The 26,451-nt window shown below is 72.2% G+C and carries 27 protein-coding genes; 12 read left to right on the top strand and 15 right to left on the bottom strand.

Translation table 11 applies throughout. The features are described from left to right. Positions 1-100: 100 nt before the first annotated feature. Complete coding sequence (cdgB, locus tag R2S09_RS17075; RefSeq protein WP_306186724.1) at positions 101-1,753, bottom strand: diguanylate cyclase CdgB; 1,653 nt, start codon at positions 1,751-1,753, stop codon at positions 101-103. A 380-nt stretch (positions 1,754-2,133) separates the two neighbouring features. On the opposite strand from cdgB, the gene R2S09_RS17070 reads away from it, so the two are divergent. Together R2S09_RS17070 and R2S09_RS17065 are read left to right on the top strand one after the other, a co-directional pair. Further along, positions 2,134-2,733 (top strand): flavin reductase family protein, encoded by a 600-nt coding sequence (locus tag R2S09_RS17070; protein ID WP_306186726.1) that lies wholly within the window; start codon positions 2,134-2,136, stop codon positions 2,731-2,733. A 387-nt stretch (positions 2,734-3,120) separates the two neighbouring features. After that, a complete protein-coding gene (locus R2S09_RS17065; RefSeq protein ID WP_306186728.1) occupies positions 3,121-3,636 on the top strand; it encodes an N-acetyltransferase in 516 nt (171 codons plus the stop codon). A gap of 18 nt (positions 3,637-3,654) precedes the next feature. Here R2S09_RS17065 and arfB read toward each other — a convergent pair whose 3' ends face one another. Further along, positions 3,655-4,092 (bottom strand): alternative ribosome rescue aminoacyl-tRNA hydrolase ArfB, encoded by a 438-nt coding sequence (gene arfB / locus R2S09_RS17060; RefSeq protein WP_316741858.1) that lies wholly within the window; start codon positions 4,090-4,092, stop codon positions 3,655-3,657. 177 nt (positions 4,093-4,269) lie between these two features. Here arfB and R2S09_RS17055 point away from each other — a divergent pair, with 177 nt between their 5' ends. The 3 genes from R2S09_RS17055 (at position 4,270) to R2S09_RS17045 (ending at position 6,011) form a co-directional block, all read left to right on the top strand. Further along, positions 4,270-4,845, top strand: coding sequence for a TerD family protein (locus R2S09_RS17055; protein WP_306186731.1), 576 nt, complete (start codon positions 4,270-4,272; stop codon positions 4,843-4,845). Between the two features lie 133 nt (positions 4,846-4,978). Next, a complete protein-coding gene (locus R2S09_RS17050) occupies positions 4,979-5,509 on the top strand; it encodes an N-acetyltransferase (RefSeq protein ID WP_306186733.1) in 531 nt (176 codons plus the stop codon). 28 nt (positions 5,510-5,537) lie between these two features. Continuing rightward, positions 5,538-6,011: a hypothetical protein gene (locus R2S09_RS17045; protein WP_316741854.1), complete on the top strand. Its 474-nt coding sequence runs from the start codon at positions 5,538-5,540 to the stop codon at positions 6,009-6,011. A 16-nt stretch (positions 6,012-6,027) separates the two neighbouring features. Here the strand turns inward: R2S09_RS17045 and R2S09_RS17040 are convergent, their stop codons facing one another. Beyond that, positions 6,028-7,470 (bottom strand): M1 family metallopeptidase, encoded by a 1,443-nt coding sequence (locus R2S09_RS17040; protein ID WP_399144003.1) that lies wholly within the window; start codon positions 7,468-7,470, stop codon positions 6,028-6,030. Positions 7,471-7,477: 7 nt separating this feature from the next. Between R2S09_RS17040 and R2S09_RS17035 the strand changes: the two genes are divergently transcribed. Continuing rightward, positions 7,478-7,978 (top strand): hypothetical protein, encoded by a 501-nt coding sequence (locus tag R2S09_RS17035; RefSeq protein WP_316741850.1) that lies wholly within the window; start codon positions 7,478-7,480, stop codon positions 7,976-7,978. Between the two features lie 55 nt (positions 7,979-8,033). Here the strand turns inward: R2S09_RS17035 and R2S09_RS17030 are convergent, their stop codons facing one another. Both R2S09_RS17030 and R2S09_RS17025 read right to left on the bottom strand, forming a co-directional pair. After that, on the bottom strand, positions 8,034-8,672 hold the full coding sequence (locus tag R2S09_RS17030) for a hypothetical protein (protein WP_316741849.1): 639 nt from the start codon (positions 8,670-8,672) through the stop codon (positions 8,034-8,036). 5 nt (positions 8,673-8,677) lie between these two features. Then, complete coding sequence (locus R2S09_RS17025) at positions 8,678-9,367, bottom strand: pentapeptide repeat-containing protein (RefSeq protein WP_306186743.1); 690 nt, start codon at positions 9,365-9,367, stop codon at positions 8,678-8,680. A gap of 136 nt (positions 9,368-9,503) precedes the next feature. Here R2S09_RS17025 and R2S09_RS17020 point away from each other — a divergent pair, with 136 nt between their 5' ends. Continuing rightward, the gene (locus tag R2S09_RS17020) at positions 9,504-9,782 is read left to right on the top strand and encodes an FAD-dependent oxidoreductase (RefSeq protein WP_316741847.1); all 279 of its coding nucleotides are present in this window, start codon (positions 9,504-9,506) and stop codon (positions 9,780-9,782) included. Between the two features lie 89 nt (positions 9,783-9,871). On the opposite strand, the gene R2S09_RS17015 is transcribed toward R2S09_RS17020, so the two are convergent. From R2S09_RS17015 to R2S09_RS17005, 3 genes are all read right to left on the bottom strand, one after another. Further along, positions 9,872-12,505 carry a glycosyl hydrolase gene (locus R2S09_RS17015; RefSeq protein WP_316741845.1) on the bottom strand — a complete coding sequence of 878 codons (2,634 nt, stop codon included), beginning with the start codon at positions 12,503-12,505 and terminating at the stop codon, positions 9,872-9,874. Positions 12,506-12,670: 165 nt separating this feature from the next. Then, positions 12,671-14,053, bottom strand: a complete 1,383-nt coding sequence (locus R2S09_RS17010; RefSeq protein ID WP_316741937.1) for an FAD-dependent oxidoreductase — start codon at positions 14,051-14,053, stop codon at positions 12,671-12,673. A gap of 46 nt (positions 14,054-14,099) precedes the next feature. Continuing rightward, entirely contained in the window at positions 14,100-14,789 is a 690-nt protein-coding gene (locus R2S09_RS17005; RefSeq protein WP_306186747.1) for a rhomboid-like protein, read from the bottom strand. A 10-nt stretch (positions 14,790-14,799) separates the two neighbouring features. Here R2S09_RS17005 and R2S09_RS17000 point away from each other — a divergent pair, with 10 nt between their 5' ends. The 3 genes from R2S09_RS17000 to R2S09_RS16990 all read left to right on the top strand — a co-directional run bounded on the left by R2S09_RS17000 (position 14,800) and on the right by R2S09_RS16990 (position 18,031). Then, the gene (locus R2S09_RS17000; RefSeq protein ID WP_316741843.1) at positions 14,800-15,711 is read left to right on the top strand and encodes an aminoglycoside phosphotransferase family protein; all 912 of its coding nucleotides are present in this window, start codon (positions 14,800-14,802) and stop codon (positions 15,709-15,711) included. A gap of 102 nt (positions 15,712-15,813) precedes the next feature. Continuing rightward, positions 15,814-16,875 (top strand): nitrous oxide reductase family maturation protein NosD, encoded by a 1,062-nt coding sequence (locus R2S09_RS16995; RefSeq protein ID WP_306186749.1) that lies wholly within the window; start codon positions 15,814-15,816, stop codon positions 16,873-16,875. A gap of 127 nt (positions 16,876-17,002) precedes the next feature. Then, entirely contained in the window at positions 17,003-18,031 is a 1,029-nt protein-coding gene (locus R2S09_RS16990; RefSeq protein WP_316741841.1) for a methyltransferase, read from the top strand. An 84-nt stretch (positions 18,032-18,115) separates the two neighbouring features. On the opposite strand, the gene R2S09_RS16985 is transcribed toward R2S09_RS16990, so the two are convergent. From R2S09_RS16985 to R2S09_RS16955, 7 genes are all read right to left on the bottom strand, one after another. Then, on the bottom strand, positions 18,116-18,448 hold the full coding sequence (locus R2S09_RS16985) for a TcmI family type II polyketide cyclase (protein WP_316741839.1): 333 nt from the start codon (positions 18,446-18,448) through the stop codon (positions 18,116-18,118). A 49-nt stretch (positions 18,449-18,497) separates the two neighbouring features. Continuing rightward, positions 18,498-18,980 carry an SRPBCC family protein gene (locus R2S09_RS16980; protein ID WP_306186754.1) on the bottom strand — a complete coding sequence of 161 codons (483 nt, stop codon included), beginning with the start codon at positions 18,978-18,980 and terminating at the stop codon, positions 18,498-18,500. 2 nt (positions 18,981-18,982) lie between these two features. Further along, positions 18,983-19,240: an acyl carrier protein gene (locus R2S09_RS16975; RefSeq protein ID WP_030164875.1), complete on the bottom strand. Its 258-nt coding sequence runs from the start codon at positions 19,238-19,240 to the stop codon at positions 18,983-18,985. A 95-nt stretch (positions 19,241-19,335) separates the two neighbouring features. Continuing rightward, positions 19,336-20,583 (bottom strand): beta-ketoacyl synthase N-terminal-like domain-containing protein, encoded by a 1,248-nt coding sequence (locus tag R2S09_RS16970; RefSeq protein ID WP_306186756.1) that lies wholly within the window; start codon positions 20,581-20,583, stop codon positions 19,336-19,338. Then, the gene (locus R2S09_RS16965; protein WP_306186758.1) at positions 20,580-21,848 is read right to left on the bottom strand and encodes a beta-ketoacyl synthase; all 1,269 of its coding nucleotides are present in this window, start codon (positions 21,846-21,848) and stop codon (positions 20,580-20,582) included. Before R2S09_RS16965 ends, R2S09_RS16970 begins: the two co-directional genes overlap by 4 nt. Continuing rightward, a complete protein-coding gene (locus R2S09_RS16960) occupies positions 21,845-22,309 on the bottom strand; it encodes a cupin domain-containing protein (RefSeq protein WP_316741837.1) in 465 nt (154 codons plus the stop codon). The genes R2S09_RS16965 and R2S09_RS16960 overlap by 4 nt, the downstream gene beginning before the upstream one ends. 88 nt (positions 22,310-22,397) lie before the next feature. Next, a complete protein-coding gene (locus tag R2S09_RS16955) occupies positions 22,398-23,540 on the bottom strand; it encodes a SchA/CurD-like domain-containing protein (protein WP_306186762.1) in 1,143 nt (380 codons plus the stop codon). Between the two features lie 291 nt (positions 23,541-23,831). Here R2S09_RS16955 and R2S09_RS16950 point away from each other — a divergent pair, with 291 nt between their 5' ends. Together R2S09_RS16950 and R2S09_RS16945 are read left to right on the top strand one after the other, a co-directional pair. Next, a complete protein-coding gene (locus R2S09_RS16950) occupies positions 23,832-25,490 on the top strand; it encodes an FAD-dependent monooxygenase (protein WP_316741835.1) in 1,659 nt (552 codons plus the stop codon). An 82-nt stretch (positions 25,491-25,572) separates the two neighbouring features. Next, complete coding sequence (locus tag R2S09_RS16945; protein WP_306186765.1) at positions 25,573-26,382, top strand: universal stress protein; 810 nt, start codon at positions 25,573-25,575, stop codon at positions 26,380-26,382. Positions 26,383-26,451: the final 69 nt, after the last annotated feature.

The raw sequence follows: 26,451 nt of genomic DNA, 5'->3' as shown, positions 1-26,451 counted from the left end.
GGTGCGGGTCGGATGCAGTACGTCGTCAGAATGGCGAGCCTACCCGCTCCCGTGGCCCCAAACAGGTGACTCGACCGGCATCAGGTCGCTGACCTGCGGATCACCCGGCCCGGCGATGCTGTTTGGGACGAGATCGTTTCTCGACGTACATCCGTTCGTCAGCGGACTTCAACACTTCGTCCGCCGTCATGCCGCAATGTGCCCAGCCGATGCCGAAGCTGGCGCCGACCCGGACGGCGCGGCCCTCGGCGCGGATCGGCTGGATGATCTCGTTGCGCAGTCGTACGGCGAGGTCCTGGGCATCGGCCCGGCCGAGCCCGTCGGCGAGGATCACGAACTCGTCGCCGCCGAGCCGGGCGACCGTGTCGCCGTCCCGCACGCCGTTCGACAGCCGCCGGGCCACCTCTATGAGGACCGCGTCGCCCGCGTTGTGCCCGAACCGGTCGTTGATCGACTTGAAGCCGTCGAGGTCGCAGAAGAGCACCGCGAGCCCCTTGGTGCCGTCGTCCCGGTCGCTCTCGGGGGCGACGGTGTGCACATGGTGGTCGTAGGCGTCGTACGCCGCGGAGCCGGGCGCGAAGTCGAAGCCGTGGTTGCCGCCGGCGGCGTAGGCCGGGTGGCCGTAGGCGGCGTCCAGCGAGTCCAGCTCGCCGGCCGACTGGGGGCGGCGGCACAGGCGGGCGGAGAGGCGGGAGCGCAGCTCGGCGGAGTTCGGCAGGCCGGTGAGGGAGTCGTGGGAGGCGCGGTGCGCGAGATGCAGCTCGCGGCGCTTGCGCTCCTCGATGTCCTCGACGTGGGTGAGCAGGAAGCGGGGGCCGTCGGCGGCGTCGGCGACCACGGAGTTGCGCAGGGAGACCCAGACATAGGTGCCGTCGCGGCGGCCGAGGCGCAGCTCCGCGCGGCCGCCCTCGGCGGAGGTCCGCAGCAGTGTGCCGATGTCCTCGGGGTGGACCAGGTCGGAGAAGGAGTAGCGGCGCATCGCGGAGGCGGGACGGCCGAGCAGCCGGCACAGGGCGTCGTTGGTGCGCAGGATCCGGCCGTGCTGGTCGCCGCCCATCTCGGCGATGGCCATGCCGGAGGGGGCGTACTCGAAGGCCTGCCGGAAACTCTCCTCGCTGGCGCGCAGGGCCTGCTGCTCGCGCTCCAGGCGGACCAGGGCGCGCTGCATGTTGGCGCGGAGCCGGGCGTTGCTGATCGCGATGGCCGCCTGGAACGCGTACACCTGCAAAGCCTCGCGGCCCCAGGCGCCGGGGCGGCGGCCGTTGCGCGGGCGGTCCACGGAGAGCACGCCGAGCAGCTCGCCCGAGCCGCCGGGGCCGCCGGGCGAGTACATGGGCGCGAAGAGCCGGTCGGAGGGGTGCCACTCGTCCTCGAAGCGGGGGGCGGGCCCGTCGGTGTACCACTGCGGGACGTCGTCGTCGTCGAGGACCCAGCCCTCGGTATGGGGTATGAAGACCAGGTCGCCCCACTGCTCGCCCATGGTCAGCCGGCGCTCCCAGGACGCGCGGGAGCCGACCCGGCCGGTGATCAGGGCCTCGGCGGCGGGATTGCCGGAGAACGCGGCCACCACGAGGTCGCCGTCGGGGCGCACGAGGTTGACGCACGCCAGCTCGTAGCCGAGGCCCGTCACGACGCCGTCGGCGACGGTCTGCAGCGTGTCCGCCAGGCTCCGCGCGGTGTTCATGTCCGCCATGACCTGGTGCAGTTGTCGCAGGGTCGCAAGACGGACGTAGGGCTCCGACTCGGTCTCCATGCTCGCCCTCCCCCCGAGACCTCGCAGTGCGTCAAAGGGTTCTCTTCGGCGTATCGTTCCGTGCGGTCTCCGCCACTGAATCACAGCGCGAAGCCCACTCGGTACACAGGGTCAACAATTAGAGCCTCTTGTGACTCAAGTCACAGCCGAACGTGAGCAATTGAGTGGGGTTTCCGCGTTTTCCCTGCACGTTTACCGAACGCAAACTTTGTGGGTGTGTGGACATGATGCACCAGCGCCCCGCCGAGCGGGCTGGAATCCGGGGTTCCGCTCTGCGCAGCGGGCCGGAGTCCTCGGTTCCGCTGGTCCTCGGGTCCTAGGTCCGGGTTCGGGCCAAGGCCCGATGCGGGGGCCGTGAGCGGGTGATTAGCGTGGAGTGTGTGCTGAACACTTCCCCCTCGCCGTCCCCCTCCCCGTCCGCCTCGCCCACGGCCACCGCCGCCGTTGGGCATGCTGAGGGGGTGAGCAACGACGAGTTCCGGGCCGCGATGTCCCGGCTGGCCGCGGGCGTGGTCCTGGTGACCGCGCAGGAACCGCCGCTGGACCCGGACGACCCGCTGGCGCCGGGGGGCGAGGACGTGGGCATGACCGCCACGGCGTTCGTCTCGGTGTCGCTGGACCCGCCGCTGGTCCTGGTCAGCCTGCGCGAGGGCTCCCGCATGGACGATCTGCTCGCCGAGCAGCCCCTGTGGGCCGTGTCCGTGCTGACGGAGAGCCAGCGCCACATCGCCGGCCGCTTCGCCATGAAGGGCCGCATCAGCGACCGTCTGCTGTTCGACGACATCCCCTATGTCCGTGGCGAGGTCTCCGGTGCCCCGCTGGTCGGCGGCGCCCTGGCCACGTTGGAACTCCGCACCGAGCAGCGGGTCCCGGCCGGTGACCACGTCCTGGTCGTCGGCCGCGTCCTGACCGCCCATCTCCCCAGCGCGGACGGCGGCCCGCTGCTGCACTTCCGGGGAAGGTACCGCCAACTGAGGTGAGCCGGCGGGGCGCGCGGCGATCCCGCGGAGGGCGAGCCGATGGCCCGGGCGAGCCCACAGTGGAAGATCCGGCGCTTCGGACCGGCGATGCCTCGGGCGAGCCGGCGCCTTGGGTGACGCGGCGGGCCGGACACGCCGGTGCAGCGGACAGGCCGGTACAGCGGACAGGCCGGTGAGCCGGATACGCGGACGGCCCGGACACTCCGGTGGGCCGGCGGGCCGGATACCCCGGTGGGCCCGACATCTCGGTGTGCCGGCGGCCCGGCGGCCGGCGGCCCGGAACTCCGCTGAGCCGATGAGCCGGTGTGCCGGTGTGCCGGACGACCCGGAGCATGTGGGCCGGTATTTCGGTGGTCGTGTGCCGGGTGTCCGGCCTACGGTGCGCGGGTGACGACCTCTGACGCCGCCGTGGACGCCGGTTCCGCCGTGTCCGTGCCCCGCCTCGAAGAGATCACCGTGGGCAACCTCGATGCCGCGCTCGGCATCCGGGTCCGCCCCGACCAGGAGCACACGGTGGCTCCGGTCGTGAAGTCCCTGGCGGAGGCCTACGTCCATCCGGGCGTCGCCTGGCCGCGTCTGATCGTCGACGGCGACCGCCCGGTGGGCTTCCTCATGGCGTTCTTCGACATCGACTGGCACCTGGACGGCAGCACGATCCGCTCGGGACTGTGGCGGCTGAACATCGACGCCGGGGCACAGGGCCGCGGCTACGGCCGGTTCGCCGTCGAGGCGGTCGCAGCCGAGATCCGCCGCCGGGGCGGCACGCGGATGTACGTGACCTGGCATCCCGGACCGGACGGTCCGGAGGGCTTCTACCTGGGGCTGGGCTTTCGTACGAACGGCGAGACGAGCGGGGGGCAGACGGTGGGCGTACGGGAGCTCGTGAGCGACGCCGCCGGGTGAGCGGGGCCGCGGCGGACGTTACGTCCAGTCCCGTCCGGAGCGGCCGCGCTTCCTCTCCGAGCGCTGCTTCTTCTCCCGCAGACGGCGCTCGTTGATGCCGCGCGGGATACGGGTCGGTCTGCGGGTCTTGGGCGGGGGCGCCGTCGCCTCGGCGAGCAGGGCGGCGAGCCGCACGGCGGCGGCCTCGCGGTTGCGCCACTGGGAGCGGTGCTCGGAAGCGCGGACGGTGATCACCCCGCCGACGAGCCGGCCCGCCAGCCGCTTCAGGGCGCGCTGCTTCCACACCTCGGGCAGGGACTCGGTGTTCGCCAGGTCGAAGCGCAGTTCGACCTGGGTGTCGCTGGTGTTGACGTGCTGTCCGCCGGGCCCCGAGGACCGCGAGAAGCGCCAGGCCAGTTCGGCCTCGGGGAGCGCGACGGAGCCGCGGATGACATAGGGACCGGACATGCCGTCCATGTTCCCGCGCCTGTCCGGGTCACGTCACCGGATTTTCGAGGGGCCGCTCCGGGGGCGTTCGAAGCCGGGTTGGTAAAAAAGGTAAAGGCATCCGGAACCATGGGGACCCCCCACGGCGTTCATAAGGGTGGCGGTAGCTTCGTCCGCACACGCAACGAGGGAAGGGACTCCCCCACCATGGCTGTAAGCCTGTCCAAGGGCGGCAATGTTTCGCTCACCAAGGAGGCCCCGGGCCTGACCGCCGTCACCGTGGGCCTCGGCTGGGACGTCCGCACGACCACCGGCACGGACTTCGACCTGGACGCCTCCGCGATCGCGGTGAACGCGCAGGGCAAGGTGTACTCCGACGCCCACTTCGTGTTCTTCAACAACAAGCAGACCCCGGACAACACCATCGTCCACACCGGTGACAACCGCACCGGCGAGGGTTCCGGCGACGACGAGGCGATCAACGTCAACCTCGCCGCGCTCCCGGCCGACATCGACAAGGTCGTCTTCCCGGTCTCGATCTACGACGCCGAGAGCCGCAGCCAGAACTTCGGCCAGGTCCGCAACGCCTACATCCGCATCGTCAACCAGGCCGGCGGCGCGGAGATCGCCCGCTACGACCTCTCCGAGGACGCGGCCACCGAGACGGCCATGGTCTTCGGCGAGCTGTACCGCAACGGCGCGGAGTGGAAGTTCCGCGCGGTCGGCCAGGGCTACGCCTCGGGCCTGGTGGGCATCGCCCAGGACTTCGGCGTCAACGTCTGACGGCAGCCATGTGCGGCGGCGGGGCCCCGGCCTTCGAACGGGCGGGGCCCCGCTCCCGTGCCCGCGCCCGTCCCGTCCCCTGGGTGGTGCGACTGCCTCGCCCCGTCCGCGCCGTCCGCGATACGTTGCTCGGGTGATCATCGAGTCCCTGCCCCTCTCCCCGGACCACGGCCTGCCCGGCGAGCTGCTGACCGAACTCACCGCGCTCTACGCCTCCAACCGCGACTTCCACGCCCTCAGCGGCGAGTTCCCCGACCCGGACGACATCCGTCCGGAACAGGTGGCGACCGCCCTGGCGGACGATCTGGCCAATCCGGACGCCGAGGTGCTGCTCGCCCGTAGCGAGGGCCGCCTGGTGGGCATCGCGATCACCCTCGCCCACCACCCCGACCCGGCCGACCCGGACCCGTGGATCGGTCTGCTGATGGTGGACGCGGACGCTCGGCGTCGGGGCCACGGAAGGCGGTTGGCGGGCCTGGTCGAGGACCGCTTCCGAGCCGCGGGCCGCACCGCCGTCCGCCTGGCCGTGCTGGAGAACAACCCGCGCGGCCTCGCCTTCTGGACCGCCCTCGGCTACGAGGTCATCGACCACCGCCCGGACCGGGAACTCCACCGTCCCTGCGCGGTGTTGCGCAAGGAACTGGGCCGGCTCCCGTCGGCATGACCGCGCCGCGGCCAGGCACCATTCCCTGATGGACTGGACGACCCTGGCCGGTACGGGACTCGGCGCGCTCGTCGGTGTCACCTCCACGCTCCTCGCCGACCGCGTGCGCTGGCGGCGCGACCTTGCCGAACGCACCCGGCAGGAGCGCAAGGAGATATACGTGACCTGCCTGACGAAGTCCCGGCAGGCCTACGAGGCCATGCACACGGCCGCCGTCACGCACCGCCGACAGCCGGGGCCGGACCTGGAATCGGCCGTGCGGGAGGCGTTCCGGGCCTCCGGGTGCGACGAGGTGCGCGAGTCGGCGCTGATCTGCGCGCCGGAGGCCATGGCGGATGTCATCGAGGCCGTCTGCACGACCGTGCGGGACCTGTTGGAGGCGTTCGCCGCCGGCAGCCCGCCGTTGGACTCCGCCGAGTTCCAGGAGCAGCGGCTGAAGCACGCACGGGCCGTGTGGGCCGCCCGTGCGGCGATGCGGCGGGATCTGCGGCGGCGGGTGTGACCGCTGCGGGGCCGGCTCAGGGATGCGCCGGCTTGCCGTCGCCGTACAGCCAGTCCTTCCAGATCTCGCTGAAGTCCTTGTCCGGCGCCTTCTTCTCGACGTAGGCGGTGAAGTCGGCGGTGGTGGCGTTGCCGTGGCGGTGCGCGGCGGCCCAGCCCTGGACGATGTCGTAGAAGGCGTCGTCGCCGACCTTCTGGCGGATCTTGTGCAGGACCATCGCGCCGCGTTCGTAGACGGGGTGGGCGGAGATGTGCGCGGCGTCGCTCGGTCTGACCGGCGGGAAGGCCCAGAGCTCCTCGGGGTCGACGTTCTCGTCCTCGCCCCGGTAGAGCGCGTCGAAGGTCTCCTGCACGCTGGGGCCGCCGTGGTCCTCCTCCCACAGCCACTCCGCGTACGTCGCGAAGCCCTCGTTGAGCCACATGTCCCGCCACGACGCCGGGGTGACGGAGTCGCCGAACCACTGGTGAGCGAGTTCGTGCACGAGGGTGCGGGTGCCGGGGGCGCCGGGGAAGACGGGCCGGTTCTGGGTCTCCAGGGCGTAGCCGGCGTCCCCGCCGCGCTCGACGACCACGCCGGTGGAGGAGAAGGGGTACGGACCGAAGTTGTACTCCTCCCACTCGATGATCTCGGGCAGCTTCGCGAGCACCGCGCGGCTCGCCGCCTCCTGAGCGGGGTCCACGGCGGCGTACACCGGCAGGTGGTTCTTCAGCACCGAGCGAGTGATCTTGTAGTGGCCGATCCCGACCATGGCGAGGTAGCTCGCCATCGGCTCGGCGGTGTGCCAGCGGTACGTCGTCCGGTCCCCGCTGGTCGTCGTGGACCTCAACTCGCCGTTGGAGACGGCCTGAAGCCCCTTGGGCACGGTGACGGCGATGTCGTACGCGGCCTTGTCCGATGGGTGGTCGTTGCCGGGGAACCACGCCATCGACCCGACCGGTTCGCCGAGGGCCAGCGCGCCGTCGGCGGTGTAGAGCCAGCCCTCCTCGGAGCCGTCGGGGTCGGTGAGGGTCTGCGGGGTGCCGGAGTAGCGGACTGTCACACCGAACGTCTCGCCCTCGTCCAGTTCGCCGTGCGGACGGACGGTCAGCTCCTGGCCCGCCCGCTGGAAGCGGGCGCGCTGTCCCTCGACGGTCACGTCCCGCACCGTCAGCCCCTTGAGGTCGAGGTCGAAGGCGGAGAGGTCCTTGGTGGCCCGGGCCGTGATCCGAGCCGTGCCGGTGAGCCGGCGGTGGTCCGGGTCGTAGGCGAGGGTGAGGCCGTAGTGGGTGACGTCGTACCCGCCGTTGCCCGCCTTGGGGAAGTAGGCGTCGCGCAGGCCCGAGCCGCCCGGGGCGCCGTGGACACCGCCGTCGCAGGCGGTCAGGGCGAGGGCGAGGACGGCCGTGGTGGCGACGGCGGCCCGGACAACCGGTGCGGAACGGTACACATGTGCGATCTTATGCGGTGGGCGTGACACCATCTGCTACGTGCTCGACATCGGCTACGCCCTCTCCAACCGCTTCCCGGACCCGCCGCAGACGGACTACCGCCGCGTGGACGTCCACGCCCTGCGCCACGACCTGTTCTGCGGCGATGTGTACCTGGCCGACACCGAGGCGGACCGGGAGGTCGCCACGGCCTGGGGCTGGGTGCCCGTGCTCGACTTCGCCTGGGCGCTGTGCGACATCGTGGAGCGGCTGGACCGGGACCCGGCCGGCTCGCGGGCGGCGCGGCCGCAGCGGGCGGAGCTGGACTTCACCGAGTCGCCCGACCGGATGCTCTTCGAGCGCCGCTTCGGCTGGGTGGACATCGAGGCCGACTGGATGCCGGCCGAGGAGCCCCCGCTCACCTTCTCCCACTCCGAACTGCGCCGCGAGGCCCGGGACTTCCTGCACGACCTGATCGCCGACCTGACGGACATGCACGACGACCTGGCCGAGAACCCGGCGATCTGGACCCTCCAGGCCCGCTTCCCCCGCCTGCCGTGAGCCGGACGCCCTCCGTGAGCCGGGACACCGGCCCGGGCGGCCGGTCCGCCGGCCGTCAGGTACGCGCGGTGGGCCGCTGGGCTCCGCCGAGGAGGACCAGGTCGTCGGCCGTCGTCTGGTACGGCAGATCGCCCTGTGCGAGGTAGCGGTAGCCGGTGGTCAGGCGCGGGGCGTTCAGGCGCAGGCAGTCCATCGCGTCGAAGTGCTGCGCGTCGGCGAACACATACCGTCCGTCCTCCCCGTCCTCCGGGTCGATCGGTATGCACCGCAGGACCGACTCCAGCGCCGTCCGGTCCACGGGGCCGGCGGCGAGCGGCAGGAAGGCGTCCGGGTCGGCGCCCGTCGGCTCGGGCCACTCGAACGGCTCCTCGACGCTCGGCGGATCCTCTCCGTCGGCCTCCGGCTCGTCGAAGTAGCCGGGGAAGGAGTCGTAGGAGTGGCGCAGATCGCCGTTCTCATACAGCGTCATCACGAGGACGTCGGAGTCGCAGAGGTACATGCCCAGCGCGGGCGCCGCGAGCAGCGTGCTCAGCGGCCCGGCTAGTTCGAGCCCCGAGGTTTCCGGATCCGGGTAGATCACCGTGTGCTCCGGTCCCGCCGGCAGCGCGAATCCCCTGACGCCCTGGCCGTCCAGGACCGGCACGACCACCTCGCACGCCCGCGCCACCAGCACGTTCCCGTAGAATGAACCCATTTTCGTCACCCCTCCACCCGGAGCCCCAGCTCCGCCGCCAGGACCGGCGCCAGGTCGAGCAGCTGGCCGGTGCTGATCACCGCTCCCGCCAGCCGGTCCACGCCTGCCGCGATCTCCAGCGGCGCGGCCCCGCGCAGGTCCACGTCCGTGAGCGTCACCGCGCTGAGGTCCGCGCCCTTCAGCGCGCAGTCCAGGAACTCGACCCGCTCCAGCCGGGCTCCCGCGAAGTCCGGCTCGACGAGGACGCAGCCCTCGAAGACGACGTCCCGCAGCTTCGCCTTACGCAGATTCAGGTAGTCGATCTTGCCGCCCCGGATCCACACCCGCTCCAGCACCGCGCCGTGCAGCTGCGTCCCGCCGAGGCGGGCGTCGGCCAGCTCCACGTCGCGCAGCGTGGACTCCGCGAGGTCGGTGCCCACGCCCCGCACGCCGGTGAGGACCGAGTCGAGCAGGCGCGCGTGACGCAGTGACGTGTCGTCCAGCGCGCAGTCCCGCAGCGCGCAGTCCATGAAGCGGGCGCCCGCGCCGCCCTGCCCGGCGAAGTCCGCGTCCCGGAACTCCAGCCCGTCGTAGTCCCCGTCCGGTGACAGCGCCCCGCCGCCGTACTCCTCCAGCGCGGGCAGCCGCACCTCCGGCCGCCGCGCGGCCCTCACCGCACCGCGCCCGCCCGCCCCGCCGTTCGCTCTCCTCGCCATGGCCTCATGCTGCACCCCACCACTGACAAAGCGACTGACCTGCGCGAACACCCGCGATGTCACAAACCGGGTCCGCGGGGAGTCGTAACCGGCGAAGGCGCAAGCGACCGGAACCCGACCAGAGGGAGACCCACCCATGCGGCGCATCCCCGTCATCGGCGGCGGCCTCGCCGGGCTGACCGCGGCCGTCTCCGCCGCCGAAGCGGGCGCCAAGGTCACCGTGTACGAGGCCCACCACAGGCTCGGCGGACGGGCGCGGACGGCGGAGGGCGCCGCCTGCGCGGGTGTCGGCAGCAGCTTCACCCGCACCGCGGCTTCACAGCCGCGACGCTACCCGGCCCTCCGGGCCCACGCATTCCAACACGGCAAAGCCCCCGACCCAGCTACCGGACGCTTCCTCGCAAGAGCAGGCTGAAGGCCCGCGAGGGGCGAAGGAGGGTCCCGAGCCGTACTCGGGACCCTCCTGCCGCACGACCGGCACCGTACGACCGGCGGACGCCGCGATCAGCGCAGGCGCCGCGAATCGATCGCCCAGATGCCCCGCCCGTGCGTGGCCGCGTACAGCAGGCCGTCCGGCCCGGTGCGCAGCTGCATGACCGCGGTCGTCGGCAGGCCGCCGCCCGCCACCTGCCAGCCGTGCGACCTCGGCGTACGGACCAGGACACCGAGGTCGGTGCCCAGCACGACCGTCCCGCCCGGCAGCAGCGCCACCGAGTTCGCCGGGACGTCCGGCAGGTTCCCGGAGACGTCCTTCCAGGTCACTCCGCCGTCCCGGGTCTCGAACAGGTGGCCGACTCCCGCGCCGGGGCCCTCGGTCCACTTGCGGGAGAAGCCGTTGACGGCGAGGAGCACGTGGTTCGCGTCGGCCGGGTCGATCGCCAGCCCCGACAGGTACCGGTTCGGGACGGTCCCGTCCACCGGCAGGGTCAGCTCGTGCCAGCCGGTGCCGTCGGCGTTGCCGACCGCGATGCCCCGGGCGAAGCCCTGGTTGTTGCAGGGGCCGCACCAGGCCGCGTACACCTTGCCCCCGGAGGAGGCGACGGCCGTGGCGGTACGGCCCTCACCGAGGTCGTACGCCCCGGACCACTCGCTGCCGCTGCGGATCGCCCAGCCCTTGGTGTTGACCCACACGTGCCGGCCGCCCGCGACCCAGGTGTTCTTGTCCTTGATGTCGGCGTTCAGCGGGGCGATGAAGCGGGCCTCGCCGGTCGCGTTGTCGGGCGGGGCGACGGACCAGGTGGTCGCCTTGGCCGGGTCGGTGGTCCAGGAGCCGTCGTTCACCGCGCAGTTCTGCGTGACCGACACCGCGAGATAGACGTACTCCTGCGCGGTGTTGCAGCCGTTGGCCGGGTCGGTGATCGTGTCGCCGCCGTCGCCGCCGAAGTTCGAGCCCATCACGCGGTCGTGCGGGCGCAGGATCGACTGCCCGTTGTCCTGGAGGCCGCCGGTGACGTCGACGCCCCGGCCGGCCGGGTCGGTGCCGACACCGACCGAGTAGTACTGAAGGGCGTCCATCGTGCCGTCGTTGAGCGAGGTCCAGTCGGTGGCGTGGCCGGCGGCGTCGGCGCTGCCGTTCAGCGGGCGGCGGTAGGCGCCGCCGTCGTCGCCGACGACGACGTAGGAGCGGCCGTGGTCGCTGCCGATCGCCACGGCGTGCTGGTCGGCGTGGACGGTGGGCGGGCAGGAGCCGGACTGCTTGGACGGGTCGATGGACCAGCACTGGAAGCCGAAGTTCCAGTACGGTCCGGGGACGGTCCAGGACGTACCGCCGTCCTTCGTCTCGAAGACCTCCTCCAGACCCGCGTAGACGTGGTCGGGGTTCTTCGGGTCGACGGCGAGGAACTCGTTGTACCAGGCCTGGATGCCCGGCTGGTATCCGGCGCCGGTGAGCGCCGAGCCGGAGTCGCGCAGCTGTTTGTAGTCGGCGATCCTCGTCCACGGGCCGGTCGGCGAACCGGACCTGGAGACGAAGACGCCCTCCAGGCCGCTGTCGGGGTTCTCGCTGGTCTGCTCCGGCGACTGGTCGATGGCGTAGTAGCGGGAGCCGTCCGCGCTGCGCGCGAAGGTGACGTTGCCGACGTCCCCGCTGTCGCTGGGCAGGTCACCGAGCCCGGTCAGGCGCTGCCAGCCGTTCTTGCCCTTGGTGTAGAAGCCGTTGTAGTCGTCGCCGCCGCGCCAGCCGACCGCGAGGACGACCTTGTCCGGGTCCTTCGGGTCGACGGCGATGTCGTTGGCGATGTTCTTGTACGCGGCGTCCGGGTCGGCGGCCTTCGGACCGCCGGGCAGATAGTCCGGGTCGGGGGCGAACTCCAGCTTCCACGGGCCCTTCAGCGTCCGCGTCGAGTGGCTCCACACGCCCCGCGTGGTCGCCGCCCACACCTTGTCGCCGGCGAACCGCAGCGCGTGGATCGACGTCGACTCCAGCTCGTCGCCGCCGACCCGGTCGCGCCGGCTGAAGCTGCCGTGCCGCGGGTTGTCCAGGACGTAGACGCCGGTGCCGAGGAACGCGGTGGCGCTGGTGTTCGCCTCACCGGTGGCGTACCAGAGCCGGCCGCGTCCGTCGAGCTCCAGGTCGCCGGTGGACAGCGCCGGGAGCCGGTCGGAGATCTCGGTCCAGTGGCCGCCGCCGGTGCGGGAGCGGAAGACGCCGCCGTTGGCGGAACCGGCGTACACATAGCCGTGGTCGTCGGCGGCCAGCCCGGTGACCCGGCCGGTGACCCGGCCCGCACCGCCGCTGGAGTTGGAGTTGACGTCCCGGTAGCGGGGGTCGTCGGAGTCGTAGGGCCGCCGGGTGACGTCCCGCCATCTTCCTTTGGTTCGCGGCAGGTTCCGCAGCGACTCGTAGGCCGCTCCGTAGGCGCCCGGCGCCACGATGCCGGGCGAGGTGCGGGCCTCGGCGTACTGGTCGGCCTGTTCGGCGATCTCCGCGCCCTCGCCGCCGTCGTCGTCGCCGTCCTCGGCGAAGGGTGACAGCCCCTGGTGCCGCTCGTGCAGCTGGGCCTGGTGGCGCAGGGCGCGGACACCGAAGGGATCGGTGCCGCGTCCCACCGCCTGGGCCTGAGTGATGGTCAGTCCTAGTGCGGCGGTGGTGATGAGTACCGCCGCCGTGCGTCTTCTGTGCCGGCTTGTGGCCGCCATGAAGTGCCCTCCCCTGGAGCCGTGGCGTACATGACACACATACGGCACACAGCTTCTTAGGGACGGCAGCGACAGGAGGTGCTCGTGACGGCAATCAAGGCGTAAAGATTTCGACCGTGCCGACCGAGCCGACCGAGCCGCTCAGGACACGGAGTTGACGGGCCGTCAGTGTCGTCCGGCCACGCGGTCGGCGATCCGGGCCAGCCGGGAGGAGCGGGCGCTGTGGGTGAGCGTCTCGCGGCGGTCGGCCGTGCGGTAGGTGGCGTACATGCCTTGCACGCCCAGCCAGCGCAGCGGCTCCGGCTCCCACCTGCGCACCTTGTGGTTCACCCAGGGCAGGTCGGTCAGCTCGGTGCGGCCGCCCTGCCCGGAGTCCTGCTGGACCAGGTCGCGCAGGGTGCGGGCGGCGAGGTTGGTGGTGGCCACGCCCGAGCCGACGTAGCCGCCCGCCCAGCCCAGGCCCGTCGTACGGTCCAGCGTGACGGTCGCGCACCAGTCGCGCGGCACCCCGAGGACCCCGGACCAGGCGTGCGCGACCCGCACCCCGGCCAGGGCGGGGAAGAGACCGACGAGGATGTCCCGCAGCGCCTCCACCGTCTCCCGCTGGGTGCGGCCGTCGTTGTCGGTACGCGAGCCGAAACGGTACGGCACCCCGCGCCCGCCGAGCGCGATCCGGCCGTCGGCGGTGCGCTGGGCGTACATGTAGGCGTGCGCCATGTCGCCGAGCGTCTCGCGGCCCGACCAGCCGATCGCCTCCCACTGCTCGTCGCTCAGCGGCTCGGTGGCGATCATCGAGGAGTTCATGGGCAGCCAGGTGCGCCGCTGGCCCTTGAGGGAGGCCGTGAAGCCCTCGGTGCAGCGCAGCACATAGGGGGCGCGGACGGTGCCGTAGGGGGTGACCGCGTGCTTGGGGCGGATCTCCGTGACCGGTGTCGCCTCGTGGACGGTCACCCCGAGCGCCTCCACGGCCGCCGCGAGGCCCTTGACCAGCTTCGCCGGGTTCAGCCGGGCGCCGTGCGGGGTCCAGGTGGAGCCCACCGCGTCGGCGATCCGGATCCGCCGGGCGGTCTCCCGGGCGCCGTACAGCTCGCGGTCCTTCTCGCCGTAGCCCAGTTCGTGCTCGTGGAAGGCCTTCAGACGGGCCAGCTGGGCGGGGGTGCGGGCCACTTCCAGCACGCCGCCCTTGTGGACGTCCGCCTCGACGCCCTCCTCGGCGGCGACGCGGATCACCTCGTCGACGGTGTCGTTCATCGCCCGCTGGAGGCGTACGGCGGCCTCGTGGCCGTGCAGCCTCGCGTACCGGTCGCGGCCGGCGACGCCGTTGTAGAGCCAGCCGCCGTTGCGGCCGGAGGCGCCGTAGCCGCAGAACTTCTGCTCCAGGACGGTGATCCGCAGGAAGGGCGCCGCCTTCTTCAGGTAGTAGGCCGTCCACAGCCCTGTGTACCCGCCTCCGACGATCACCACGTCGGCGCTCGCGTCCCCGGTCAGCGGCTCCCGCACCGCCGGGAGACCGTCGTCCGCGAACCAGAAGGAGATACCGCCGTTCACCGTGCCGCCGTTCACGATGCCGCCGCCCGCGGCGCCTGCCGAGCTGTCATGGGCGCGACGTTAACCTCTGCGAGCCGCCGGTGTCTCCTTCGGATTCCGTGCTTTTCCGCGCTCGTCCACGGCCCGGGACCAGCGGGAAGCAGGCCAGTCCGATCAGTACGGCGGTGAAGTGCCCGAGGTCGGTGAAGGTGCGCCCGGTCAGCAGCGGCACCCCGAAGTAGGCGAGCACGGCGCCGGCGTACAGGTACCGCCAGGGACGCGGGTACCGGTAGGTCAGCACCCCCACCACCCCCGCGAACGCGTAACTCACGCCCACGTCGAGCGTGTTCACGGCCGACTCCGGGGCCATGCCGCGCCGGATCGCCCACAGCAGCGCGCCCTCGCTGATCAGCGTGGCCAGCACATGCGCCGCCGCGCACACCAGCAGCCAGCGCAGCGTGCCCAGCCAGCGCTCGACCTGCGCGTGGAAGACCGTGTACAGCGCCACGTACGGCACCCACCGGCCGCTCGGGATCCACATCGCGCTGGCGAACAGCACCCGCACCGGGTTGTCCGACAGCTCATGGAGGTTCGTCGAACGCTGCCGCAGGAAGTCCTCCTCGAACTCCGGCGACATGTGGTGCAGCGCGACAGTGGTGAGGAACAGGATCAGCAGCCAGACGTACGTCCCCGGGGCGCTGCGGACGTACCCCGCCACCGCCCGGAACCCGCGCCGAAACCGGATGACCCCGTTCACACGCGCCAGTATGGTCGGGAACGTGATCGAGGTGCCCGCCGAGCTGGCCGCTTCTCAGGAGAAATTCAACGGGGCGGCGGGCAGGGCGTTCGTCGCCGGCCTGCCGCGGCAGGCGGCCGGTTTCCTGCAGCGGTGGGAGCTGCGCGTCGACGGCCCGCCGATGTACGGGGTGTGCGCGCTGGTCCTTCCGGTGGTCCGCGCCGACCGCACACCGGCCGCGCTCAAGCTCCAGCTCCTGGACGAGGAGAGCGCGGGTGAGCCGGTCGCGCTGCGGGTGTGGGACGGCGACGGGGCCGTACGGCTGCTGGAGCACGACGAGTCCACCGGCACGCTGCTGCTGGAGCGGCTGGACTCCTCCCGCACGCTGGCGCATGTGCCGGACATCCGTGAGGCCGTCTCGGTCATCGGCGATCTGCTGGCCCGGCTGACCTCCGTGGCCGCCCCGGCGGGGATGCGGCGGCTGGGCGACATCGCGCGGGGCATGCTGGAGCGGACACCACCCGCCCTGGAACGCGTCCCGGACCCCGCGGACCGCCGGCTGCTCGCGGACTGCGCGGCCGCGGTACGGGAGGTCGCCCCGGAACCGGGCGACCGGCTGCTGCACTGGGACCTGCACTACGACAACGTCCTCGCCGCCGGGCGCGCGGCCGGGGGCGGCCGGCGCGAGCCCTGGCTGGCCATCGACCCCAAGCCGCTGGCCGGCGACCCCGGATTCGAACTGTTCCCGGCACTGTGGAACCGCTACGACCCCGCCGGGACCGTCCGGCGCTTCGACGCGCTGACCGGCTCGCTGGGGCTGGACCGGGAGCGGGCCCGTGCCTGGACGCTGGGCCGGGTGCTCCAGAACTTCCTGTGGGAGCTCGGGGACGGCCGGCCCCTGCCGGCCACGGACCTGGAGATCGGCCGCGCCCTGCGCGCCTGACCGCGCCCGCCGGCGCCTGACCGCGCCTGACCGCGCCTGCGACACGCCCTCGGACGGCCCACCCCCCAGTCCAGCGGCTTATCCGGTCATAGCGTACAGAATATGAAGAAACGCCATATCGCCGTGCTCGTGGGCTCGGCAGCGCTCGTCGCCTCCTGCGTCGCCGCCGCGTCTCCGGAGCCGGGGGGGCAGCGGACGCACACGGTGCACCCGGGAGAATCGATTCAGAAGGCGGTGGACTCCGCCAAGGCGGGCGACACCGTGCTCGTGCTGCCCGGCACCTACCACCAGAGCGTCAAGGTGACGACGCCCGGCCTGATCCTGCGCGGCATGGGCAGCGCCACCGTCCTCGAGCCGGCGCCGAAGGCCACGGACGACTGCGGCAAGCGCGGCAACGGCATCTGCGTGGCCGGCACCAAGACCAAGCGGCTCAAGGGTGTCACCGTCTCCGACCTGAAGGTGACCGGGTTCTCCCACGCCGGAGTGATCGCCGTGGCCGCCGACGGGCTGACCGTACGGCGCGTCACCGCGGAGAAGAACGGCGTGTGGGGCCTCGCCGAGGAGCGCTCCGAGCACAGCGCGTACCGGCAGAACACCCTCCGGAACAACGGGGACGCGGGCATCTTCCTGGCCAACACGATCAGCGCCGAAGAGGGCGCCCCCGACACCAAGGGCACGGTGATCACCGGCAACCGCATGGAGGACAACCGGATCGGCGTCACCGTCCGCCGGCTGCGGAACCTGACCGTCACCGCCAACAACGTCACCGGCAACTGCGCGGGCGTCTTCCTCGTCGGCGACGAGAACAAGCCGAAGGCGGGCGCGCTGACCGTGCGCGGCAACCAGGTCGTGAAGAACAACAAGTACTGCGCCAAGACCGAGCGGCTGCCCTTCCTCCAGGGCTCGGGCATCGTCCTGACCGGTGTGGAGAAGACCGACGTCACCGGCAACGCGGTGACCGGGAACTCCGGCACCTCCCCGCTGTCGGGCGGCATCGTGCTCTTCAAGAGCTTCGTCGGGGCCACCAGCGACAACAACCGGATCCGGGACAACTCGCTGCGCGACAACTCCCCCGCCGACCTGGTCGACCAGGAGACCGCCAAGCGCGGCAACACCTTCGCCCACAACTTCTGCCGTGCGTCCGAGCCGGCCGGGCTGTGCTGAGCCGCACCCCGCAGGCATCGAGCCCTGACCCGTAGGCCCGCGCCGCAACCCGCGGGTCCCGCGCCGTCACCCGTAGCCCCCCGCACACCCTTCGCGGGACCGAGAAGCCAGAAGGAAGGAAGGCGGCATGACGACCGCTCACACCGCCCCACCGCCGTCCATGCGGCTCAGGGAGCTCGCGTTCGGGGCGGCCTGCGCCGCCGCCCTCCGCGCCGCCGCCCGGCTGGGCGTCGCCGACGCCCTCGGGGACACCCCCGCCGCTGTGGAGGACCTCGCCGCCGCGGTGAAGACCGAACCCAAGCCGCTGCGCCGGCTGCTGCGGGCGCTGACCTGCTACGGCGTCTTCACCGAGCGTCCGGACGGCACCTTCGCGCACACCGACATGTCCCGGCTGCTGCGCGAGGACGACCCCCACAGCCTGCGGAACATCTGCCTGTGGTGCACCGAGCCGTGGACCTGGGACGCCTGGCCGAAGCTGGACGAGGCGGTCCGCACCGGCCGCAACGTGGTCGAGGAGCTGTACGGCAAGGAGTTCTTCGTCTACCTCAACGAGGACGCCCCCGAGTCGGCGGACGTCTTCAACCGGGCCATGACCACCTCCAGCAAGCAGTCCGCCCGGGACGTGGCCGAACTCCTGGACCTGTCCGGGGCCGCCTCGGTCGCCGACATCGGCGGCGGCCAGGGGCACGTGGTGGCCTGTCTGCTGGAGAAGTACCCGCACATGCGCGGCACCCTGATGGACCTGCCGCGTGTGGTGGACCACGCCGACCCGCGGCTGCTGCCGGGCGGCGCCCTCGCCGACCGGGTGAGCATCGTGGCCGGCGACTGCCGCGAGGCCGTCCCGGTCCGGGCCGACGCCTACATCATCAAGAACATCCTGGAGTGGGACGACGCCTCCACCGCCCGCTGTCTGCGCAACGTCATGGAGGCGGGCGGCCCGAAGGCGCGGGTCGTGGTCATCGAGAACCTCGTCGACGACACCCCCTCGATGCGGTTCAGCACCGCCATGGACCTGCTGCTGCTGCTCAACGTCGGCGGCGCCAAGCACACCACCGACTCCATGGTGAGCCGGCTGGAGGCGGCGGGCCTGGTCATCGACGACATCAGCCCCGTCAACCCCTACCTGCACGCCTTCGACTGCACCGTCCCCGCCTGACCGGCGGCGGTACTCCCGGCGACGGCCGCCGGGCCCGCGGCATCGCGGGTCCGGCGGCCGTTGTCCGTCCGTCGTACGACGGCGTCAGCCGTGGCCGTCGCGCTCCCAGACGTAGAAGCGATGCGCCATGGCGTCCTTCGGCGAGCGCCATGTCTCGGGGTCGTACGCGCTGACGTACGCCGAGAGCCGCTCGCTGATGCCCCGGAACTCGGGGTGGTCCGCCACCTTGGCGATGGCCGGGCCCGGGTCCCGGTCGGCCTCGACGAGGTGCATGTACACATCGCCGAACTGGAAGAGGCTGCGCCGGGTGACGCCGACCAGGTGCGGCAGCTCCCCCCGGTCGGACTCCTCGAAGATCTTCGCGATGTCCGGGGCCGACCCCGGGGCCATCCGGGCCACGATCAGGGCCTGGTGCATGAACGTTTCTCCTGTCGTCCGGTGCGGTTCGGTCGTCGTCCGGCGCGGCTCAGTCGGTGGTCAGGGCCGGCTCGGGCCGGCGTCCCGCGGCGGCCTTCTCGATCTTGTCGCGGATGAGGGCCATCTGGACCTTGGAGTTCTTGTTGATGTTGTCGGTCATCCAGTCGTCGTCGACCGGCGCCTGAGGCTTCATCGCGAAGTCCTGGGTCCACACCATCCGGGTGCCGGCGGGCACCTCCTCGTACCGCCACCGGATGTTCATGTACTCGAAGGGACCGGTCTCCACCCGCCGGGCGGTGACGGTCAGCGTGTCCCGGTCAGGCTCACGCTCGGAGACCCAGCTCCAGACCGTGCCGTTCTCGTCGGGATGCATGGTCAGCCGGAAGGTGCACTTGTTCCCTTCCCGGGACAGGATCTCGGCGGAGGCGTACTCGCTGAACAGCTGTGGCCACCTCTCCACGTCGTTGGTCATGTCCCAGACCAGGTCCACCGGCGCCGCGATGGTGATCTCGTTCTCGGTGTGTCCGGCCATCTCTACGCTCCTGCCAGAAGAGTGCTGTTGACGAGGTCGAGGAACTTCCGGGGCGTCTTGCAGCGCTCCGCGTCGGGCGGCATCGGCAGGCCGTGCCGGTTCTCCAGTTCGCCCACGATGCCGAGCAGCCCGAGCGAGTCGATGCCGAGCTCCTCGAAGCCGGTGTCGGGCCGGTCCGCCAGCTCCTGCGGGCTGACGGTGATACCGGCCGCCTTCTTCATGAGTTCGGACAGTTCTTCCACGGTGATTCGGTCACTCATGCGGTTCCTCTCCTTGTTGCTCCCGGCCGCCCGCGATCGGTTCGGCGGCGTCCGGTCTCCCCCGCCGCCCCGCTACGGGACGGCGGTCGTCAGGCTCACTCGTCCGCGGCGCCGTGCCGCAGCACCAGCGCCGAGTTCGAGCCCATGAGTCCCCGGCTGAGAACCAGCGCCGTACGCACCCGCGCGGCTCGGGCAGCGCCGGTCACCAGGTCGAGGTCATGGCAGATGTCAGCGACATTCGGGGTGGGCGGGATCAGGCCGTGCTCCATCGCGAGCACGGCCGCCGCCGTGTCCAGCACGGGTGCCGCGCAGTACGCCCGGCCCGTGCCCGCCTTGGGCGCCGTCACCGGCACCCGCCGGCCGTGGGCACCCAGCGCGTCGGCGATGGCCTGGGCCTCCGCCCGGTCGGCCGCGGGCACACCGAGGGCGTCGGCGAAGACGACGTCGACCTCCTCCGGTGCGCAGCCGGCCTCCGCCAGAGCCCCGCGGATCGCCTCCGCCAGCCCCTGCCGGGACAGCTCCCACCGGGACGCGCCGGTGAAGGTCGCGGCGTGCCCGGCGACGACGGCCCGCACGGGGACACCCCGCTCCCGGGCCGCACCCGCCTCCTCCACCACGAGCATCGCGCCGCCCTCGGCGGGCACGAACCCGCACGCCGCCTCGGTGAACGGCCGGTACGCGCGCTTCGGGTCCGTCACCGCGCTCAGCTCCGGATAACCGAGCTGGCACACCATCGAGTACGGGGCCAGCGGCGCCTCGGTCGCACCGGCCACGATCACGTCCGTGCCGCGCCGCACCGCCCGCGCCGCGTGCGCCAGGGCGTCCACACCGCCCGCCTCGTCGGCGGCCACCACCGAGCAAGGCCCCTTGAAGCCCCGTCGGATGGAGATCTGACCGGTGCTGGCCGCGTAGAACCAGGCGATCGACTGCCACGGACCCACATAGCGGCGGCCCTTGCCCCACAGCTTCTGCAGCTCCCGCTGGCCGAACTCGCCGCCACCGGACCCGGCCGCCGTCACCACGCCCGCCGCGTACGGCGCCGCCTCGGTGTCCGACCGGCCCAGCCCGGCGTCCTCCAGGGCCGCGTCGGCCGCGGCCATCGCGAAGTGCGTGAACCGGTCGGTCTGAACGAGCAGGCGCTCCTCGACCGCCGCCGCCGGATCGAAGGACCGCACCTCTCCGGCCACCTTCAGCGGCAGCTGCTCACAGCCCTCCCGGGTCACCCGGTCCAGGACGCTCACGCCCTCCTGAGTGGCCTTCCAGAAGGTCTCGGTACTCGTTCCGTTGGGCGCCACGACACCGATACCGGTGACGGCCGCCCGCCGTTGACGGGATGCGCTCATCGTGCCTTCTCCCTCGGCCGGGTCAGGATGACCGCGGACTGGAAACCGCCGAACCCGCTGCCCACGGAGAGCACCGCGTCCAGCTTCCGCTCACGCGCCACCCGCGGGACGTAGTCCAGGTCGCACTCGGGGTCGGGCGTCTCGTAGTTCGCGGTCGGCGGGACCACCTGGTGGGCCAGCGCCAGCACGCACGCCACCACCTCGATCGCCCCGATCGCCCCCAGTGAGTGCCCCACCATCGACTTGATGGAGCTCATGGGCGTGTCGTAGGCGTGCCGGCCCAGTGCCCGCTTCACCGCGGCCGTCTCGTGCCGGTCGTTCTGACGGGTACCGGAGCCGTGCGCGTTGACGTAGTCGATCGCGGTGCCGTCCAGCCGGGCGTGGTCGAGGGCGGCTTCGATCGCCCGCGCCATCTCCAGGCCCTCACTGGTCAGACCGGTCATGTGGTAGGCGTTGCCGAAGGTGGCGTAGCCGCTCAACTCGCAGTAGACATGGGCGCCCCGGGCCCTGGCGTGCTCCAGCTCCTCCAGCACCAGCACCGCGCCGCCCTCGCCCATGACGAACCCGTCACGGTCGTTGTCGAAGGGCCGGGAGGCGTGCGCCGGGTCGTCGTTGTTGGGGGACGTTGCTTTGATCGCGTCGAAGCACGCCATCGTGATCGGGGATATCGGCGAGTCCGACGCACCGGCTATGCAGATGTCGGCCCGGCCCTCCTCCACGGTGTGCAGGGCGTACCCGACGGCGTCCAGACCGGAGGTGCAGCCCGTGGAGACCGTCTGCACCGGCCCGCGCACCCCGAACCGCTCGGCCACCGTCGAGGCCAGCGTGCTCGGCGTGAACGCCCGCTCCAGATGGGGCCGGGCCCGCTCATGGTCCACGTCCCAGCGCTCACCGCCGTGGCTGACCAGCACGTAGTCGTTCTCCAGCCGGGTCGTACCGCCCACCGCGGTGCCCAGGGAGACCCCGATCCGCCAGGGATTCTCCCCGGCGAGGTCCAGCCCCGAGTCCCGTACCGCCTCCGCCCCGGCGACCAGCGCGAACTGTATGTAGCGGTCGCAGCGCGCCGCCTGCTCCCCGTCCAGCCCCAGGGCCACCGGGTCGAAGTCGCACTCGGCGGCTATCCGGGACCGCAGACCGGCCGGGTCGAAGAAGGTGATGCCGCGCGTCGCGGTGCGCCCGTTCGCCAGCAGGTCCCAGAACGCGGGGGCGCCGATCCCGCCCGGCGCCACGATGCCTATGCCCGTGACCGCGACCCGCCTGGTCATGAGCGGACCTCTGCCGTCTCGGGCTCCTGACCGGCCGCCTCGGCCCGTCCGGCCCCGGCCGCGACCGGAACCGTCTCCGTGCCCTCGGTGTCCACATGGCCCAGCTGCGGGCGCGGCGCGAGCGGCCCGAGGTGGAAGACGATCCGCGCCTCCACCTTGCCCACGTTGCGGAACCGGTGCCGCATGTACGCCGGGATCATCAGGCCCTGTTCCGGCCGCAGCGGATGCGGGTCGCCGTCCAGGTCCACCTCCAGATCGCCGCAGACGACGTACACGAACTCCTCGGAGTAGGGGTGGTAGTGCTCACCGATGCGGTCGCCGGGCTGCACGATGGCCACGCCCATGAAGCCGCTGGTGGAGCCGACCGTGGCCGGGGTGAGCATGGCGCGCAGATCGCCTCCGCGCCTGACGTTGGGCTCGACCTCGCTGAGATCCACGATTCTGGGTCGGGGTTTGATCACGTCGTCCTCCGGTGGTGTGGTACGTCGGCTTGCGTCGGCGTCGGCTTGCGTCGGCGTCGGGTGCCGGCTCGCGTCGGCACGCGCGGACTCAGGCGTCCGGCGCGGACCGGCGGTCGGTGATGAGGTCCATACGGGCGAGGGTGAGCAGCCGGGCCAGGTCGCCCTCCTTCTTCGCGGCGCCCTCGTCGAGCAGCGTCGTCAGCTCCGCCACCTGCGCGGCGTCCGGCAGCCCCAGCGCGGCCGCCGGGTCGGCGTCCAGACCGCCCCGGACGTCGATGAGCCGCACGACCACGTCGTCCCGCTCGTAGACCGTGCTCTGCAGCACCGGGCTGCGCGGGTCGTCCGCGGCCCGCTCGTCCTGCCGCGCCAGCAGCTCGGCCAGCCGCATGCCCATGCCCGTCCGGGCCGGGTAGTACAGGGCGTGCCGCTGGGCCTGCTCGACGTCCTGACCGCTCGTCACGTGATGCACGGCCGGCAGCGCCGCCCGGGTGAAGAACACCCGTACGGACTCCTGGTCGTGGAAGTCCCGGTGCTGCTCCAGATACGGGTTGATGGCCTCCTCGACCGCCCGGATCTCCGGCTGCCGGGCCACGTGCCGCAGCGCCGCCAGCAGGTCGCCGCGCACCTCGATGGCGCGCACGATCCGGTTGCCGTGCATGAACAGCGAGGTGCGGCACAGCCGGGTGGTGTCGTCGACCCGCGCCTCGGGCGACTTGTAGTTCGCGAGCAGCTCGGCGACCTTCCGCTCGCTGCCCGGCTTCACGGTGAAGGTGAGCGCGTGCCGGATCATCCCGTCACCGATCCGCGGGGAGGCCTGCAGCCGCCGCTCGCCGGACGCGGACCGCCCCGCCTCGCCGCCGGTCTCCCGCACGATGTGGAAGCGCAGCGACCGGGTGTCCCGGATGCAGCTGTGCATCGGCTCCACCATCCGCACGTGCTCCTCGCTGTTCACCCAGGCGAGGAACGGCGGCGCGCTCTCCCACTCGCTGGTGATGAGCCACTGGGAGGGGTTCTCGATCGACTGGCACAGCTGGTCGCTGACATGCCCGGGTACGGACGCGACCTGCTTGCCCATCTCCTCGTACGCCTCCAGGAACTGCTGCTGGGCGCCGTCGTAGACGTCCACCAGCAGCACGACCCGGAGCCGGGAGCCGTCGAAGACGGACTGGGACACACGTTTCGGGGCCTGCTGCTCGGCCGGATCTGAAACTCGCTCAGAGGTGGCGGTCATCTGCGTACGTCTCCTTGACGGGGCTCGGCGAACTGCGACGGAGGGACGGAGAGTCGGAGGGAAGGCGAACGCCGGGCCGCGAATGACGCGACGTCAGCGTGATCTCGATCCTGTGCCGGGTGCGATCCGTGCGCGACTCGTGTGCACCACGTGGGTGATCACACGGGTGATTGAGCCCGCGAACGCACGCGGACCGGTGCCGCGCCGGGCATGGAACTTCCGACGCGCCCGCGGACGCGGACCCCGCATCCCGCCCGCCCACATCCCGCACCCCCCGCCCTGGAGGCATCGATGCGCCAAGAAGCCGACCACCGGGTACCCGTCCTCATCGTCGGCGGCTCCCTGGTGGGCCTGTCCACCTCGCTGTTCCTCGGCCGCCTCGGCGTGCCGCACATGCTGGTCGAACGGCACTCCGGAACCTCCATCCACCCGCGCGGACGCGGCAACAACGTACGGACGATGGAGCTGTTCCGGGTCGCCGGCATCGAGGGGGCCGTCAAGACCGCGGCATCGCTCCTCGCCGACAACCACGGCATCCTGCAGACCCCGACACTCGTCGGGGACGCCGGCGAATGGCTGTTCAAGCACATCGACCCCGGCGGCGGCCTCGCGCGCTTCAGCCCCACCGGCTGGTGCCTGTGCAGCCAGAACGACCTGGAACCCGTCCTGCTGGAGAGCGCCCGCGCCCTCGGCGGCGATCTGCGCTACTCCCACGAGCTGGAGAGTTTCGAACAGGACGGCGAAGCGGTCACCGCGGTCGTACGCGACCGCGCCACCGACGAACGCCACACCGTCCGCGCCGACTACCTCGTCGCCGCCGACGGCCCGCGCAGCCCGGTCCGCCGCGCCCTCGGCATCGGCCAGACCGGCCCCGGCGACCTGTTCGCCAACGTCAGCGTCACCTTCCGCTCCAAACTCCTCGCCGACGTCGTGGGCGAGCGCCGCTTCATCTGCTGCTACCTCACCCATCCGGACGCCGACGGCGCCCTGCTCCCCGTCGACAACAAGGAGCACTGGGTCTTCCACGCGCCCTGGCACCCCGAGCGCGGCGAAACGCTCGACGAGTTCACCGAGGAACGCCTCCAGCGCCACATCCGCCGCGCCATCGGCGCCCCAGACCTCGACGTCGAGATCACCGGCAAGGCCTCCTGGCGCGCCGCCGAACGCGTCGCCGACCGCTACTGCGCCGGTCGTGTCCTCCTCGCCGGGGACTCCGCGCACGAGATGTCCCCCACCGGCGCCTTCGGCTCCAACACCGGCATCCAGGACGCCCACAACCTCGCCTGGAAGCTCGCCGCCGTCCTCGACGGCTGGGCCGGTCCCGGCCTGCTGGACACCTACGACACCGAACGCCGCCCGGTGGCCCTGGCGACCAGCGCCCGCGCCTCCGCCCGCTCCGTCGAGCACAGCCACCCCGGCTTCGCCCCGGCCCCCGGCGTCGGCGGCGGCAAGCGCGGCGGCATCCTGGGCGTCGTCCTCGGCTACCGCTACCCGCACGGCGCCGTCATCGGCGCCGCGCCCGGCCAGGAGGTCGTCCCCGAGGGCATGCGCCTGACCGGCGAACCGGGCAGCCGCGCACCCCACATGTGGCTGCGCCGCGACGGCGAGCGGATCTCGACCCTCGACCTGTACGAACGCTCCCTGGTCCTCCTCAGCGACGCCCGCTCGGCAGCGGGATGGCACGCGGCGGCCCAGCGGATCGCGGAGGACACGGGCGTACGCCTGGCCTCGTACCGCATCGGGGCGGACGCCGGCGCCGATCTGGTGTACGACGGCCGGGGCGCCGAGGGCGAGGAGGCACCCGACTGGGCGCGCACCCACGGCACCACGGCCGACGGCGCGGTCCTGGTCCGCCCGGACGGCTTCGTGGCCTGGCGGACGGCGGGCGCCGTACCCGACCCGGAGGGGGCGCTGCGGGAGGTGCTGGTGACGCTGCTGCGAACCGCCTGACCTCACGGGACACCGAGGACCGCCCGCGCCCCGGGGGTGCGGGCGGTCGCTGACCCAGACGTTCGCGAGGAGTGGAGGAGCCGTGGGCAGCCTGGTCGTCGTAGGAGTGGACGGCTCGTCGTCGAGCAATGCCGCGGTGGTACAGGCCGCCCGGGAAGCCCAGCGGCGTTCCGCGAAGCTCCGGGTGGTGCACGCCTTCAGCTGGCCGGTGGGGCCCATGTACGCGCCGCTGGACCCGTCGCCGCTCAATCACCTGGCGCACGACGCCGAGCAGCTCGCCCGGAGTGTGGCGCCCGGAGTGGAGGTCACCGGGACCGTGATGATCGGCGGTGCGGTGCCGGTGCTGACGGCCGAGTCGCGAGCCGCGGACCTGGTGGTCGTCGGCAGCCGGGGCACGGGGGGCTTCATCGGCATGCTGCTGGGCTCGACGGCGGTGTCCCTGGCCGCCCATGGCGAGTGCCCGGTGATGGTGGTCCGCGAGGAATCGGATCGCACCGGGCCGGTCGTGCTGGGTGTCGACGGCTCCCCGCACGGTGAGGAAGCGATCGGGTTCGCCTTCGCCGAGGCGGCCCTGCGCAAGACCGAGCTCGTCGCCATGCACGCATGGCTGCCGGACCACGTGCCGGCCGGAACGGGCATGGAGAGCGCGGAGCGTCTGCCCGCTCTGGCACTCGCCGGCCGCGGGGAGAGGTATCCGGACGTCACGGTCGGACAGGACGTGGTGAGCGGCGAAACCCGCGAGGTCCTGATCGAGGCGAGCAGGACCGCCCAGCTGATCGTCGTCGGAGCCAGGGGGCGCGGCGGATTTTCCGGCCTGCTCCTGGGTTCGGTGAGCCAGGCACTGCTGCACCACGCGCACTGCCCGGTCGCCGTCGTCCGCGGCAAGGCGTGATCACGAGCCGGCCGGGTGACGCGCCGCCTCCGGATCGGCCGGGTCGCGAGCGGGCCCGGACCTTGAGAC

This window comes from Streptomyces sp. MK7 (assembly GCF_032658145.1).
GTDB classification, from domain to species: Bacteria; Actinomycetota; Actinomycetes; order Streptomycetales; family Streptomycetaceae; genus Streptomyces; species Streptomyces spiralis.
Note: the sequence above shows the minus strand (reverse complement) of the source record. Positions and strands in the feature narration are given on the sequence as shown.

Bases quoted from the DNA above. Each gene is read 5' to 3' on its own strand.
- arfB (WP_316741858.1), bottom strand. From the start codon at position 4,092: ATGGACGGCATGTCCGGTCCCTATGTCATCCGCGGCTCCGTCGCGCTC.
- R2S09_RS16990 (WP_316741841.1), top strand. From the start codon at position 17,003: ATGACGACCGCTCACACCGCCCCACCGCCGTCCATGCGGCTCAGGGAG.
- R2S09_RS17025 (WP_306186743.1), bottom strand. From the start codon at position 9,367: ATGGCGAGGAGAGCGAACGGCGGGGCGGGCGGGCGCGGTGCGGTGAGG.
- R2S09_RS16970 (WP_306186756.1), bottom strand. From the start codon at position 20,583: ATGAGCGCATCCCGTCAACGGCGGGCGGCCGTCACCGGTATCGGTGTC.
- R2S09_RS16980 (WP_306186754.1), bottom strand. From the start codon at position 18,980: ATGGCCGGACACACCGAGAACGAGATCACCATCGCGGCGCCGGTGGAC.
- R2S09_RS16965 (WP_306186758.1), bottom strand. From the start codon at position 21,848: ATGACCAGGCGGGTCGCGGTCACGGGCATAGGCATCGTGGCGCCGGGC.
- R2S09_RS16955 (WP_306186762.1), bottom strand. From the start codon at position 23,540: ATGACCGCCACCTCTGAGCGAGTTTCAGATCCGGCCGAGCAGCAGGCC.
- R2S09_RS17020 (WP_316741847.1), top strand. From the start codon at position 9,504: ATGCGGCGCATCCCCGTCATCGGCGGCGGCCTCGCCGGGCTGACCGCG.
- R2S09_RS16950 (WP_316741835.1), top strand. From the start codon at position 23,832: ATGCGCCAAGAAGCCGACCACCGGGTACCCGTCCTCATCGTCGGCGGC.
- R2S09_RS17030 (WP_316741849.1), bottom strand. From the start codon at position 8,672: ATGGGTTCATTCTACGGGAACGTGCTGGTGGCGCGGGCGTGCGAGGTG.
- R2S09_RS16975 (WP_030164875.1), bottom strand. From the start codon at position 19,240: ATGAGTGACCGAATCACCGTGGAAGAACTGTCCGAACTCATGAAGAAG.
- R2S09_RS16985 (WP_316741839.1), bottom strand. From the start codon at position 18,448: ATGCACCAGGCCCTGATCGTGGCCCGGATGGCCCCGGGGTCGGCCCCG.
- cdgB (WP_306186724.1), bottom strand. From the start codon at position 1,753: ATGGAGACCGAGTCGGAGCCCTACGTCCGTCTTGCGACCCTGCGACAA.
- R2S09_RS17040 (WP_399144003.1), bottom strand. From the start codon at position 7,470: ATGGTGTCACGCCCACCGCATAAGATCGCACATGTGTACCGTTCCGCA.
- R2S09_RS17045 (WP_316741854.1), top strand. From the start codon at position 5,538: ATGGACTGGACGACCCTGGCCGGTACGGGACTCGGCGCGCTCGTCGGT.
- R2S09_RS16995 (WP_306186749.1), top strand. From the start codon at position 15,814: ATGAAGAAACGCCATATCGCCGTGCTCGTGGGCTCGGCAGCGCTCGTC.
- R2S09_RS17055 (WP_306186731.1), top strand. From the start codon at position 4,270: ATGGCTGTAAGCCTGTCCAAGGGCGGCAATGTTTCGCTCACCAAGGAG.
- R2S09_RS17000 (WP_316741843.1), top strand. From the start codon at position 14,800: ATGGTCGGGAACGTGATCGAGGTGCCCGCCGAGCTGGCCGCTTCTCAG.
- R2S09_RS17015 (WP_316741845.1), bottom strand. From the start codon at position 12,505: ATGGCGGCCACAAGCCGGCACAGAAGACGCACGGCGGCGGTACTCATC.